The organism is Streptomyces sp. NPDC000878, from assembly GCF_053599695.1.
Window position 1 is genome coordinate 80,909 of the sequence record NZ_JBSFMT010000019.1, and the last position, 12,832, is coordinate 93,740.

A 12,832-nucleotide genomic window follows, 5' to 3' on the forward strand; every position below is an offset into this window, starting at 1 on the left:
CATGACGACCACCGTGATCGCCGGGGGCGGCATCGCCGGCCTCACCATGGCCCTGGCGCTCGGCGGGCGCGGCCACCGGGTACGGGTCCTCGACCGGAGCGAACCGCCGCCGGACGGGCCGGTCGTCAAGAGCGCGGAACTGTGGCAGCGGCCGATGGTTCCGCAGGCCGCCCACGACCACATCCTGAACGCACTCGGCGTACGGATGCTGCGCCGCTACGCACCGGCCGTCCTCGACACGGCGCTGGAGGAAGGGGCCCGGCTCCTCGACCTCACCACCGCGGCACCGGGCGGCACCCGGGAGCGGGGCGACGACGACCTGGTCACGCTGGTCGTCCGTCGCCCCGTACTGGACCTCGTGCTGCACCGGGCGGTCACGGCCCTGCCGGGCGTGACCGTCGACCACCGCACCACGGTCGCCGGACTGCTGCTCGACCCGTCCGGACCACCGAGACCGTCCGGACACCGAGTCACAGGAGTCGTGACGGACGACGGTGAGCGGATCCCCGCCGACCTGGTCGTGGACGCGTCCGGCCGCAGGTCCGCGTCCCGGTCCTGGCTCGCCGCGGCGGGCGTCCCGGTGCCGGCCGACCTGACCGGCCCCTCCCAGCTGCGCGCCTTCGGCCGCTTCTACCGGCTGCGGGACCCCGACGGCCCGCCGCCGGGGCCACTCAACCGGGGCGACGCGGCCGGCGGCATCTGGGGCCACTATTCCGCCGTACTGCACCCGGCGGACAACGACGTCTTCGCCATCACGCTCGGCACCCTGCCCGGCGACCGCACGACCACGGCCCTGCGCACCCCCGGCGCCTTCACCACCGCCTGCCGTCTCTCCCCGTTCCTGGCGGACTGGGTCGACGAGGACGCCGCGCAGCCGCTCGGCCCGGTACGGGTCATCGGCATGCCACCGAACATCCTCCGCGGTACCGCCACCGACCCGCGGCGCCCGGTCGCCGGACTCCTCCAGGTCGGGGACGCCGCCTGCGTCACCGATCCGATGTTCGGCCGCGGCATGTCCCTGGCCCTCGCCCACGCCTTTCGGCTCGCGGACCTGATCGAGGAGCACCCGGCGGCGGACGACCGGCTGGGCCGGGCCGCCGCGGCCCTCACCGAACGGGTGCTGCGCCCCTGGTACGACCGGGCGGTGCACGACTCCTGGCAGCGTGTCGAAAGGTGGCGGAGCGCGGCCGGCGTACCCGTGGACCCCGACGCCGGCCGGCCCACGCCGCCAGGGCCTGTGCCGGCGGCGGCGATGGCGGCAGCGGCGGCCACCGACCCCACCGTATGGCGTGGGATCACCCGTATCCGGACGAGCCTCAGCACACCTGCGGAGGTCTTCGCCGACGAGGAGTTCCTGTCCCGCGTACGGGCTGCCGCCGACGCCCCCGAGCCACCCGCGCCGTCCGGACCCGTGCCCCCCACCCGCGCAGAACTGCGGCACGCCATTGCCGCCCAGGAAGGAGGATGACGGTGCCGCCTCGCAAGAACGTCCTGCTGGCACCGGTCACGGTCACCCCCACCAAACCGCTGACCCCCAGCCACCTCAAGGGCCTGCTGTGGACCGACGTGATGTTCCGGGCCACCGCGCCGCTCGCCGAGGTGACCTACCGCTACAGCCACACCACCTACCACGTCACCGAGCAGACGGTCGGCTTCTGGGAGTACCTCGACCGCACCCACGGCGAGACCGACTACACACAGCTCTCCGAGGAGGACATCGGCGACCTCTACGTCCGCTACCGGTCCGGCGAGCAGCACCAGAGTGCCGACGCCCTGCGGCCCTACCGGGACGCCGTCGAGCACAGCGACTGGGTCCACCCCGCGAGCGAGCGGTTGCTGCGGCTGTGGGCCGGGCACTACAAGCGGCTGGGGATGCACGACCCCGGCCTCCAGGAGCACCAGCCGCCCGGTCTCGGCCTGGAGGAGATGATCGAGCGGCTCGCCGCCGTGGACCTGGTCCTCGACCAACGGCACGGCGGAGGCCCCGTCTACCTGGACCTCACCCGGTACGGAATGCCGCTGCGCCGGATCATCACGACGGACGGCCGCCCCAACTACCTCGCCTGCGCCCTGCGTGAACTGCTGCCGCTCGTCCCCTGGTACGACGAGGTCGTCCTGCTGTACGACCGCGAACTCGACGCGGACTACCAGCTGCTGAACCGTGTGCTGACCAGGCTGGGGCCGACCGTGCGGCGGGTGCCGATCGGCCGGGTGCCCATCGACGGCAAGATCACCTCGGCCCGGCACGGCGGCTGGCGCGGCCACACGGCCGGAGCGCTGCTGCGGGCCGCGGCCGACGTGTACGAGGGGGACGACTCCGGCGCCCTCCGGCTCGGCATGCGCCTCTACTTCATCGCGACGCTCGGCCCCGGTCAGAGCCAGTCGTTCCGCCACGACCTGTTGCGCCAGTGTCTGACCGTGGCCGCCCGCCTCCTGGACCGTTCCAGGGCCGCCGTCGCGACCGGCGCCGGCGATCTGTCCGGCACCCTGGGCCGGCATCGCCGCGACCACACCTATGTCGACCCCTACCGGCTGACCTGCTCGCTCCTGGGCAAGGGCCGGCCCGCCCCCGATCCCGGACTCCTGTCGGCGGTGTTCCTGTGACCAGTTCCCTCGACCCCCTGGCGACCGCGGCCCTCGCACCGCCCCCGCCCTTCCCCCTGTCCTCGGCGGCGCTGCTCAAGTCGGCCGTGGACCGCGTACGGACCGCCCGCCCGGAGCTGGCCGACCGTCTCGACCTGTCCAGCCCCTACGCCCTGAGTGCCGTCCGGGCCGGCCTCCACGGCGCGAGCACGGCCGGGGGCGACGAGGTGCTGGCCGTCGTCGTCATCGGCCGGCTCGACCTGCCCGGCTGGGTCCGCGAGACATGCGCCTTCGCGCACGCCCTGGAACCCTCGGCGAGAAGCGCCTGGCGACGCTCCTTCACCCGCACCGTCTACCTGGCGGGCAGCCCGCACAACCTCCGGGAACGGTTCACCTTCGACCACATCGCCGACGACGGCTCGGTGGCCTGGGCCGGGCCGGCGTCCGGCGCGGCGACGGCCACGCTGCGCCGGCTGCTCAAGGCCTTCGAGTCGTCGCACGAGCTGACCGCCCAGCCGTCGGCCACCGTTACCGTGCCCGGTCGTCCACGGGCCCGTCCCCCGGTCCACCGCGATCTGTACATCGCCACCGCCAAAGTGACCGTCACCGACGCCCTCGTACACGTCAACCACCTGGTCGCCGAGGCTGTCCTCGACGGGCTGATCGGCCCCGGAGACCGGCTGACACTGCGGTTCGTCCCACGCCTGACCGGCCTGGGCGCACGGTTCGCCATGCTCCGCGTCGACACCGATGTCCACCGCCCGGACGAACTCCAGGCACACGCCGGACTGACCATGGAGGTCTGAGTTGCCATCCCCGCACACCAGTACGAGTAAGGGCACGGGGGTCACAGGCACCCCGCCGCGCCCCATTCGCCTGGGCATCCACGGCTCCCCCCGGCTCGCGTCCCGCATCGTGACCGCCGCCGGGCACCCACAGACGTCGGTGGAGTACGTCCCCTACGAGGTCACCAAGCCGTTCGACCCGCTGCGTGCCGGCCACTTGGACATCATGATCGTCAAGTACGACCCGGAGGAGGAGCCGGACATCGCCGTGAGCGCCCCCGTCGGCTTCGACGGGCGTGCCGTGCTCGTCGGCGCCCACCACCCCCTGGCCGACCGCGCCACGGTGTCGATCGAGGAGGTCGCCGACTACGAGGGCTTCCTTCGCCCCGGTGACTTCCCGCCCGGCGTATGGGACCTGGTCGTACCGCCCCGGACCCCGCAAGGCCGTACGATCCGCCGCGTCCACCCCATGACAACCCTCACCGCGATGGCGAACCTGCTCAGGACCACCTCCGCGATCCACGTGTCCTTCCAGTCCCTGGACGCGGTTGCCCCGCCCGGCATCAGGGTCGTCCCGGTGCACGATCTGCCGCCCTCCCCGGTGGCTCTGGGCTGGCTACGGAACACCGAACTGCCCGAGCACATACGGCAGTTCGTCGCGGATGCGGAACGGGCGGCGCGGCGGTGAGCGCCACACGGCGCGGCGCGGCGCACGGAACGGAGCACGGCGCGGCATACGGAACCACCCGTGGAACCGAGCACGGTGGTCCGGGAGCGGGCGAGGCCACCGGCGGCCTCCCTGTCGTCCTGCTCCATGCCCTGCCCCTCGACTCGTCCATGTGGGACGCGGTGGCACGGAAGCTGCCCGCCCGTGCCCACCACGTCATCACCCCCGACCAGCGCGGTTTCGGCGCGGCTGGGCCGACGGACCAACCCCCCTCCCTCGATCTCGTGGCCGACGACCTGGCCCGGGAACTCGACCGGCAGGGCATCGACGCCGTCGCCCTCGTCGGCTGCTCGATGGGCGGCTACGTGGCGATGTCCTTCCTGCGCCGCCATCCGCACCGTGTCCGCGCCCTGGCCCTGCTGGCCGCCCGGGGCACGGCCGACGCCCCCGAGGGGGCCGAACAGCGCCGGCGGTTCGCCGACCTGATCCTCGACGACGCGCAGCGCGGCCGGATCGTCGCAGGGACGACGCCGTCCCTGCTGGGGGCCACCACGCGCGTCCGGCAGCCCGACGTCCTGGCACACGTGACGGGCGTGGCGGAAGCCGCCCGGCCCGAGGCCGTCGCCTGGGCGCAACGGGCCATCGCGACCCGCAGGGACTCCATGGACATCCTGCGCGCGGCCGACATCCCCGCCGTGGTCGTCATCGGTGACGAGGACGAACTCGTCTCCCTCGACGAGGCACGCCGGACGGCCGAGGCCCTGCCGCGGGGCCGGTTCGTCATCCTTCCCGGCGTCGGCCACCTCGCGCCCCTGGAGGCACCGGAGGCGACCTTGGACATCCTCACGGACCTGCTCGCCTCTGTGGAGGCATCGGAGGCGAGGCCATGCTGACCACAGGGAACGACGGATGGGGGTACGCGGCGTCCACCGGACTGGCGTTCACCCACGACGAGATCGTGGACGCGCACTTCCACGCCTGCGCCGCGTACTACCAGGACGCCCTGGACAGTGTCGGTATCCGGCCCGGCTGGCACGTACTGGACGCGGGCTGCGGCAGTGGCTCGTTCCTGCCCCGGATCGCGGAACTCGTCGGCGCCGGGGGCCTGATCTCAGCCCTCGACCTGGCCGAGGAGAACGCGGAGCTGGCCGCCGACCGGATGCGGGACCACCCCGCCCGCCCGCGGCTGGACATACGCCAGGGCAGCGTCCTCGAACTGCCCTACCCGGACGGCACGTTCGACGCCGTCTGGTGCGCGAACACGACGCAGTACCTCGACGACGGGGAACTGACCCGCGCGTTGGCGGAACTGCGCCGGGTCACCAGACCCGGAGGCCTCGTCGCCGTCAAGGACGTGGACGGCTCCCTGAGCACCGTACGCCCGGCGGACCCCTTCCTGATCACCGACTTCTTCCGCGAGTCCGCCGAGTTCCCCGGCTACGCCCGCCAACTGCTGAGAGCCCGTGATCTCTACCGCTGGTTGCGCGCGGCGGGTCTGACGTCGGTACGGCAGCGCACGATCCTCATGGAGTTCCACGCCCCCCTGACCCCGGCCGCCCTCCGTTTCTACGGGAATGCGTGCGCCCGCTTCGCCCAGCAGGCGACGAGCGCGGGGATTCCGGGGGACTGGAGCCGGTTCCTGGACCCGGACGACCCGGCCGGCCCATTACGTGACCCGGACGGATACATCAGCGAGGGCAATGTCATCGCGATCGGCACGGCCTGATCGGAACGAGGAATTGCTTCGTGTGCACTCGAATTCTATAGATTGGGCCGACATGAATGAATCACAGAAGAAATCCGAGATCACCCGTCGCGCCACGCTCGCCGGGAGCGCCCTCATCGGCATCGGAGCGGCCGACAGCCTGCTGAACGCGACATCCGCGACCGCGTCGTCGTCCACCGCGTCCACCGCGTCCACCGCGCCCACCGCGCCCGAGAACACCCGCTACACGCGAGGGTGGGAAGCCCTGCGTGAGGCGTCGGGCGACCGCGGGGCGTCCGTGATCGAGTCGCTCAAGGACATCGCTCCGGACCTGGGCCGCTTCGTCGTCGAGTTCGCCTACGGCGACATCTTCACCCGGAAGGGACTCGACCTGCGCGAGCGGGAGTTGGCGACGGTCGCCGCGCTGGCCGCCCAGGGGGGCGCCGCGCCACAGTTGAACTTCCACATCGACGCGGCACTCCACGTCGGCGTGCGTCCCACGGAGATCATCGAGGCCCTGATCCACATCGTCCCGTTCATGGGATTCCCCCGGGCGATCAACGCGGTCACCGTCGCCAGGACGGTCTTCAAGGACCGCGGTGTCACCTTCGAGCCGCCGGTCATGAACGACTCTCGCGACAGGTATCAGCGCGGCGCCGAGAAGCTGGTCGAGATCGACGGCGAGCACGGCCTGGAGGTCATCGAGTCGCTCAAGGACATCGCCCCGGACCTCGGCCGCTTCGTCGTCGAGTTCACCTTCGGCGACGTCTACTACCGCCCGTGGCTGACAGCGAAGAAGCGGCAGATCGTCACCGTCGCCGCACTGACGGCCTTCGGCGACACCGCCCCCCAGCTGCGCGTGCACATCGGCGCCATGCTGAATGTCGGCTGGAGCCCGGCGCAGGTCGTGGAAACACTGATCCAGGTCGTTCCTTATGCCGGATTCCCGCGGACGCTGAATGCCATCACGGTGGCCAGGGAGGTATTCAAGGAACGGAACACATCGGCACGCTGAAGTCGGACATGACGAGATTTGACATGACGAGAGCGGCCATGATGAGAACGGAAATCGCGGAAGACTTCGGGGCGCTCGGCGAAGAATTCCTCAGGAATCCCCATCCGGTCTACGCCGGACTCCGCGCCCGGGGCCCGGTCCACCGTGTCCGGGTGCCCGAGGGCGCGGAGGCCTGGCTCGTGGTCGGCCACGAGGCATGCCGGTCCGCACTCACCGACCCCACGCTGTCCAAGTCCTGGACGCACGCCTCCCCGGCGCTGCCCCTGGCCCGGCTCTCCGCGGGCGACAATCTGCTGAGCTCGAACCCGCCGGACCACACCCGGCTGCGCAAGCTCGTCGTGAAGGAGTTCACACCACGCCGGATCGAGGGACTCGCCCCGCGCGTGCGAGCACTGACCGGCGAACTCCTCGACGTCATGCTCGCCCGCCCCGACGGACGGGCCGACCTCGTCGAGGCACTGTCCTTCCCCTTGGCCATGGGCAACATCTGCGAACTCCTCGGCGTGCCCTCCCTCGACCGCGCCGCCTTCCGCGACTGGGCCGAACAGGCACTGAGCAGCCCCGACCGGGACACCAGGACGGCCGCCACGGCCGCGATGACGCACTACCTCGTCGGCATGGTGGACGAGAAGCGGAAGCAGCCCGGCGACGACCTGATCAGCGCCCTCATCCGAACCACGGACGAGGACGGCGACCGGCTCTCCCCCGACGAACTGATCGGCATGGCCTGGCTCCTGCTCGTCACCGGCTTCGAAACCACCGTCAACCTCATCTCCAACGGCGTTCTCGCGCTGCTCCAGCACCCCGACCAACTCGCCGCGCTGCGCGCCGACCCCACGCTCATCGACAACGCCGTCGAGGAGATGCTCCGCTACGACGGCCCCGTCGAGACCACCACCTACCGCTTCACCACCGAGCCCCTCGAGATCGCCGGCACGCCGATACCCGGAGGCGGCGAACTGGTCCTGATCGCCCTCGCCGACGCCGACCGCGACCCCGCGCGCTTCCCCGACCCGGACCGCTTCGACATCCACCGCCCGGCGGGCGGCCATCTCGCCTTCGGCCACGGCATCCACTACTGCCTGGGCGCCCCACTGGCCCGCCTCCAGGCCCGCACAGCCATCACGGCCCTCCTGGACCGCTGCCCCACCCTGTCCCTGGCCGCCACCCCCACAACCCTCACCTGGCGCACCGGCCTCCTCATCCGAGGCCCCCGCCACCTCCCGGTCCACTGGCTGCCCGAAGTCTGACCGAGGAGTTCACGTTCGGTCCGCTGTGTTCGGAGGGGTTCGGGGCGAGCTCAATCGGTGCCACGGACGATATGTGTCTCCTCCGAATCATCCTCCGGCTCAACCGCCGGACGGAGTGGAGGCACAAGGATCTCGTTCTCGGAATGAGCGACGCTTCGACGAGCGAGGGGAACCTCGCGGTGCTTGTCCTCAGCGTTGTTCGGTGCTTCGTACACGCGACCTCCTCAGCGGTAGTGGTCCGGCTCGTACGGGCTCGTGCTCGGCCGGGGAGAGATCTGCGACCTTGAAATCGGTGACGTCAGCTGTGCGCGAGGGCATGTGCGCTCCGTGAGTCCAGGATGCTGCGGTGGATCTCGAGCGTCGCCGTGGACCGGTTGAGCGTGATGTAGTGCAGGCCGGGAGCGCCTTCGTCGAGGAGCCGGTCGGCCATCGTGGTGGCGTACTCGATGCCGATCCTCCGCCCTTCCGCCGGGTTGTCCCGGGCCGCCTCCAGACGCCTGGCCAGGTCGTCGGGAAAGGTGGCGTTGCTCAGCTCGGCGAACCTGGCGATCTGCCGGATGTCGGTAGCAGGCATGATCTCCGGGATGACCGGGGTGTCACAGCCGGCTGCGGCAACCCGGTCACGCAGCCGCAGATAGTCCTCCACGTGGAAGAACATCTGAGTGATCGCGTAGTCGGCGCCGGCCTCGCACTTGGCCACGAAGTGCCGGATGTCGCTTTCCCAGTCCGGGGAGCGCGGATGCCGTTCGGGAAAGGCGGCGACACCGACGCTGAAGTCACCCGACTCCCGCACCAGCGCCACCAGTTCATGCGCGTACCGAAAGCCCTGCGGATGCGGTGACCAGGGTGCGTTGGGATCCCCCGGCGGGTCGCCGCGCAGTGCCAGCACGTCCCGCACTCCCGCGTCCGCGTACTGACCGATGATGCGGCGCAGTTCGGCCTTCGAATGCCCGATCGCCGTCAGATGCGCCACGGGCTGGAGCGTTGTCTCGTTCACGATCCGCTCGGTCACCTCCACCGTGCGGTCCCGTGATGAGCCGCCCGCGCCGTAGGTGACCGACACGAAGGAGGGCGCGAGCGGTTCGATCCGGCGGATGGCGTCCCACAGGACCCGAGTACCCGCCTCCGTCTTCGGTGGAAAGAACTCGAAGGAGAAGGACCGCTCTCCTCGGGCGAGGAGTTCTCGCAGGGCACTCATGCTCGATTGCCTCCGGCGTCGAAGTATTTCGCCTCGGGGTGATGGATCACGATCGCGTCCGTGGACTGCTCGGGGTGGAGCTGGAACTCCTCCGAGAGCTGTACGCCGATCCGGGAGCCGACAGTGACGACCTGGTGCCCATCGCACCGTCGGCCACCACCACACGCGTGGCGAGCGCCTCGCGCAGGGCGTCGGAAGACGCCGTCACACCGGCACCTCCACACAGCGCGCGATGTCCACCGAGGCGCCTGCGCCATATGTGTCTGCGACACGGGCCAACAGATCATCACTCAGTCGATACTCCTGGGTCCCCACCGTCTCCAGAACCGTGGTGGCCAAGGCACAGCCCAACTGAGCCGCCCTCTCCTTGGACAGGCCGCGTGACATGCCGACGAGATATCCCGCGCGGAAGCCGTCACCCACACCCGTGGGATCGACAGCCTTCTCGGACGGCACGGCAGGGATGGTGAGGACTGCTTCTCCCCGGGTGGCGACCGTCACCCCGTTCGCACCCCGAGTGGTGACCCAGGTGCCCACGCGATCCAACACCTGTTGCCTGGTCCATCCGGTGCGTTCGCACAGGAGCGCGGCCTCGTATTCGTTGCCGAAGAGCAACTGCGCTCCGTCGACGAGGCGACGGGCCTCCTCGTTCTCCAGGCGGGCCAGTTGTTGCGAGGGATCCGCGGCGTACGGAATGCCCAGCTGTCGACTCTCGGAAGTGTGGCGCTGCATGGCCAGAGGGTCGTCCGGCGCGATGACGACGAGGGCGGGCCTGCCCCAACTGGCTGTGATGTCAGCCAGACTGATATGCCGCGCTTCGGTCATGGCACCCGGGTAGAAGGCGGCAATCTGGTTCTGGTCCCTGTCGGTGATGCAGATGAATCTGGCCGTCTGGGACTGCTCGCTCACCTTCACATGACTGATGTCGACCCCGTGCATGCGTAACCAGGCGCCGTACTCGGCGAAGTCAGTGCCCACGGCACCGACCAGCAAGGGAGTGACTCCGAGCAGGCCGAGGCCGAAGGTGATGTTCGCGGCGACTCCACCCCTGCGTACCTGGAGATCGTCCACCAAGAAGGACAGCGAGACGCTGGCGAGTTGGTCGGGCAGCAGATGTTCGCTGAAGCGGCCCGGGAACGTCGTCAGATGGTCGGTGGCAATGGACCCTGTGACAGCGATTCGCATGTCAGACACCTGCTGCCCTGCGCAGCGCCTCGACCCGGTCCGTGCGCTCCCAGGTGAACTCGGGGAGCTCACGGCCGAAGTGGCCGTACGCGGCGGTCTGGCCGTAGATCGGGCGCAGGAGGTCGAGGTCGCGGATGATGGCGGCCGGGCGGAGGTCGAAGACCTCGTCGATGGCCTTCTCGATCCGGTCGGTGTCGACCTTGGCGGTGCCGAAGGTCTCGACGAAGAGACCGACGGGCTCGGCCTTGCCGATGGCGTACGCCACCTGGACCTCGCAGCGGGAGGCGAGGCCCGCCGCGACGACGTTCTTGGCGACCCAGCGCATCGCGTACGCGGCGGAGCGGTCGACCTTGGACGGGTCCTTGCCGGAGAAGGCGCCGCCACCGTGGCGGGCCATACCGCCGTAGGTGTCGATGATGATCTTGCGGCCGGTGAGGCCGGCGTCGCCCATCGGGCCGCCGATCTCGAAGCGGCCGGTGGGGTTGACCAGCAGGCGGTAGCCCTCGGTCTCCAGCTTGATGCCGTCGTCGAGGAGCGCCTTCAGCTCGACCTCGACCACGAACTCGCGGATGTCGGGGGCGAGCAGGGAGTCCAGGTCGATGTCGCTCGCGTGCTGCGAGGAGACGACGACGGTGTCCAGACGGACCGCCTTGTCACCGTCGTACTCGATGGTGACCTGGGTCTTCCCGTCGGGACGGAGGTAGGGGATCGTGCCGTTCTTGCGGACCTCGGACAGGCGCTTCGACAGACGGTGGGCCAGGAAGATCGGGAGCGGCATCAGCGTCGGTGTCTCGTCCGACGCGTAACCGAACATCAGACCCTGGTCGCCCGCACCCTGGCGGTCCAGTTCGTCACCCTCGTCCCTCTGGGAGGACTCCTCGCCCCGGGTCTCGTACGCGGTGTCGACACCCTGCGCGATGTCAGGGGACTGCGCGCCGATCGACACCGACACCCCGCAGGAGGCGCCGTCGAAGCCCTTCTTCGACGAGTCGTAGCCGATGTCCAGGATGGTGTCGCGCACCAGCTGGGCGATCGGCGCGTACGCCTTGGTCGTGACCTCTCCGGCCACATGCACCAGGCCGGTCGTGATGAGCGTCTCCACAGCGACACGGGACTTGGGGTCCTCGCGCAGGAGCGCATCGAGAATGGCATCGCTGATCTGGTCAGCGATCTTGTCGGGGTGACCCTCGGTCACGGACTCCGAGGTGAACAGACGACGGGACATGCGTTCTCCAGGATTGGGAGGCAGTGAGGTGACTCGACGTCAGGTGGTGAGCGCCGCGGCCGGTCGGACAGGCCCCGTGATCATGCTGGGTGTGCAGGGCGTCGGCGGTCACCACCGAGTTCTTCGGATCCAGCCTGCAAAACGCGCCGATCGCGGCGTCCAGCGCATGCTGCGGGGCATCCGTGAGCACCGCCGAGGCGGTCGCGCACAGCAACGCGACCGCCGGATACGAGGGAGTTGACAGCCTTCACTTCATGCATCGTCTTTGGTGACGGTGATGTTGTTGAAGCTGATGGTCGCAGAGAACTGGCGGTTGGTCTGCATCCACTCCTTCATCTCCGCCTCGATTCCGGCTTTGTTCTCTGGTGACATCCCCAGGGTGTAGTTCCTGAATGCGGTACCCATCAGGAGATTCCAGCCTCCGTCGGCTGTCCTGTAATCCATTACGGCGTCGCGGTGGGTGAGCTTGACCTGCTGCCCGTGCGTCACCTCTTCGAGGAGTGTTTTCAAGAAGAAAATGTCTTCTGTGATGCGCCAGGGTGTGGAGATCTGCAGGTCTTCAGTCCTGTTTTGCGCCAAGTCCAGGAAGACGCCGGAGATGGGCGTGAAAAAGTTGCGCCCCAAGGTCATGAGGACCAATTTACCGCCAGGCTTGACGGCGTCCCACAGTTTCCCCAGGAAGGCTTTGAGGTCCGAGGCAAAGAAGGGGCCATTGGCTGACACGACGATGTCGTATGCGGCGACATCGAACTGGGCCTTGTCCATGTCCTCCACGACGAATTGGATGTTCTTGACGCCTGCAGCCTCTGCCTTTTCTTTGGCTTCTTCGACCATGGAGGCAGAGATGTCGATGGCCAGGGCGTGTCCTGTCGGCCCTGCGAGCTCCATTGCCTTGACGATCGAGTTGCCCGTCCCGCAGGGCAGATCAAGTATCCGGTCGCCTTCTTTCACTGCCATGTCGGCCAGCAGCGGGTCGCGTATCACCTCGGGGAAGGCGTCCTGGATCTTCGCGTACTCGTCCGCAGCCTTCTGGAACGTTCCGCGAGAGTCGAATTCATCCATTTCTTGAATCCCCTTCAGGTCTGTGAGCCGCCGATGAACATGTCAAGCCCCGGATTTCGTGGACAATTGGTTAGCTGGTTTTCTGGACCAGTTCTTCACGACTGGGGAATTCAGCGGCTTCAATTCGGCCGCGTCCCACACATTCATCTTGGGAGTA

12 protein-coding genes and 1 pseudogene are annotated in these 12,832 nt (G+C 69.2%); 8 read left to right on the forward strand and 5 right to left on the reverse strand.

Annotated elements, in window-relative coordinates:
- Window position 1 precedes the first annotated feature (1 nt).
- Genes ACWDR4_RS19230 through ACWDR4_RS19265 form a run of 8 tightly spaced genes read left to right on the forward strand, consistent with a single transcriptional unit; the run spans window position 2 to window position 8,005 of the window.
- The gene (locus ACWDR4_RS19230; protein ID WP_450409911.1) at window positions 2-1,468 is read left to right on the forward strand and encodes an NAD(P)/FAD-dependent oxidoreductase; all 1,467 of its coding nucleotides are present in this window, start codon (window positions 2-4) and stop codon (window positions 1,466-1,468) included.
- Window positions 1,465-2,604 carry a hypothetical protein gene (locus ACWDR4_RS19235; RefSeq protein WP_450409913.1) on the forward strand — a complete coding sequence of 380 codons (1,140 nt, stop codon included), beginning with the start codon at window positions 1,465-1,467 and terminating at the stop codon, window positions 2,602-2,604. The genes ACWDR4_RS19230 and ACWDR4_RS19235 overlap by 4 nt, the downstream gene beginning before the upstream one ends.
- Window positions 2,601-3,389 carry a DUF6182 family protein gene (locus ACWDR4_RS19240; protein WP_450409915.1) on the forward strand — a complete coding sequence of 263 codons (789 nt, stop codon included), beginning with the start codon at window positions 2,601-2,603 and terminating at the stop codon, window positions 3,387-3,389. Before ACWDR4_RS19235 ends, ACWDR4_RS19240 begins: the two co-directional genes overlap by 4 nt.
- Window position 3,390: 1 nt before the next feature.
- On the forward strand, window positions 3,391-4,056 hold the full coding sequence (locus tag ACWDR4_RS19245) for a substrate-binding domain-containing protein (RefSeq protein ID WP_450409917.1): 666 nt from the start codon (window positions 3,391-3,393) through the stop codon (window positions 4,054-4,056).
- Window positions 4,053-4,928, forward strand: a complete 876-nt coding sequence (locus ACWDR4_RS19250; protein WP_450409919.1) for an alpha/beta fold hydrolase — start codon at window positions 4,053-4,055, stop codon at window positions 4,926-4,928. Before ACWDR4_RS19245 ends, ACWDR4_RS19250 begins: the two co-directional genes overlap by 4 nt.
- A complete protein-coding gene (locus tag ACWDR4_RS19255; RefSeq protein ID WP_450409921.1) occupies window positions 4,922-5,761 on the forward strand; it encodes a class I SAM-dependent methyltransferase in 840 nt (279 codons plus the stop codon). Before ACWDR4_RS19250 ends, ACWDR4_RS19255 begins: the two co-directional genes overlap by 7 nt.
- Before the next feature lie 52 nt (window positions 5,762-5,813).
- Window positions 5,814-6,755 carry a carboxymuconolactone decarboxylase family protein gene (locus tag ACWDR4_RS19260; RefSeq protein ID WP_450409922.1) on the forward strand — a complete coding sequence of 314 codons (942 nt, stop codon included), beginning with the start codon at window positions 5,814-5,816 and terminating at the stop codon, window positions 6,753-6,755.
- 38 nt (window positions 6,756-6,793) lie between these two features.
- Window positions 6,794-8,005 carry a cytochrome P450 family protein gene (locus ACWDR4_RS19265; RefSeq protein WP_450409924.1) on the forward strand — a complete coding sequence of 404 codons (1,212 nt, stop codon included), beginning with the start codon at window positions 6,794-6,796 and terminating at the stop codon, window positions 8,003-8,005.
- 298 nt (window positions 8,006-8,303) lie between these two features.
- Here the strand turns inward: ACWDR4_RS19265 and metF are convergent, their stop codons facing one another.
- The 5 genes and pseudogenes from metF to ACWDR4_RS19290 all read right to left on the reverse strand — a co-directional run bounded on the left by metF (window position 8,304) and on the right by ACWDR4_RS19290 (window position 12,675).
- Window positions 8,304-9,203 (reverse strand): methylenetetrahydrofolate reductase [NAD(P)H], encoded by a 900-nt coding sequence (metF, locus tag ACWDR4_RS19270; protein WP_450409926.1) that lies wholly within the window; start codon window positions 9,201-9,203, stop codon window positions 8,304-8,306.
- Window positions 9,200-9,409, reverse strand: a pseudogene (locus tag ACWDR4_RS19275) (vitamin B12 dependent-methionine synthase activation domain-containing protein); the annotation flags it as partial. The pseudogene ACWDR4_RS19275 and the gene metF, both read right to left, overlap by 4 nt.
- Window positions 9,408-10,388 (reverse strand): carbohydrate kinase family protein, encoded by a 981-nt coding sequence (locus ACWDR4_RS19280; protein WP_450409928.1) that lies wholly within the window; start codon window positions 10,386-10,388, stop codon window positions 9,408-9,410. The pseudogene ACWDR4_RS19275 and the gene ACWDR4_RS19280, both read right to left, overlap by 2 nt.
- Window position 10,389: 1 nt before the next feature.
- A complete protein-coding gene (gene metK / locus ACWDR4_RS19285; protein ID WP_450409929.1) occupies window positions 10,390-11,613 on the reverse strand; it encodes a methionine adenosyltransferase in 1,224 nt (407 codons plus the stop codon).
- Between the two features lie 252 nt (window positions 11,614-11,865).
- Window positions 11,866-12,675 carry a class I SAM-dependent methyltransferase gene (locus tag ACWDR4_RS19290; RefSeq protein ID WP_450409930.1) on the reverse strand — a complete coding sequence of 270 codons (810 nt, stop codon included), beginning with the start codon at window positions 12,673-12,675 and terminating at the stop codon, window positions 11,866-11,868.
- Window positions 12,676-12,832: the final 157 nt, after the last annotated feature.

Bases quoted from the DNA above. Each gene is read 5' to 3' on its own strand.
- ACWDR4_RS19260 (WP_450409922.1), top strand. From the start codon at position 5,814: ATGAATGAATCACAGAAGAAATCCGAGATCACCCGTCGCGCCACGCTC.
- ACWDR4_RS19235 (WP_450409913.1), top strand. From the start codon at position 1,465: ATGACGGTGCCGCCTCGCAAGAACGTCCTGCTGGCACCGGTCACGGTC.
- ACWDR4_RS19280 (WP_450409928.1), bottom strand. From the start codon at position 10,388: ATGCGAATCGCTGTCACAGGGTCCATTGCCACCGACCATCTGACGACG.
- ACWDR4_RS19290 (WP_450409930.1), bottom strand. From the start codon at position 12,675: ATGGATGAATTCGACTCTCGCGGAACGTTCCAGAAGGCTGCGGACGAG.
- ACWDR4_RS19230 (WP_450409911.1), top strand. From the start codon at position 2: ATGACGACCACCGTGATCGCCGGGGGCGGCATCGCCGGCCTCACCATG.
- ACWDR4_RS19265 (WP_450409924.1), top strand. From the start codon at position 6,794: ATGATGAGAACGGAAATCGCGGAAGACTTCGGGGCGCTCGGCGAAGAA.
- metF (WP_450409926.1), bottom strand. From the start codon at position 9,203: ATGAGTGCCCTGCGAGAACTCCTCGCCCGAGGAGAGCGGTCCTTCTCC.
- metK (WP_450409929.1), bottom strand. From the start codon at position 11,613: ATGTCCCGTCGTCTGTTCACCTCGGAGTCCGTGACCGAGGGTCACCCC.
- ACWDR4_RS19255 (WP_450409921.1), top strand. From the start codon at position 4,922: ATGCTGACCACAGGGAACGACGGATGGGGGTACGCGGCGTCCACCGGA.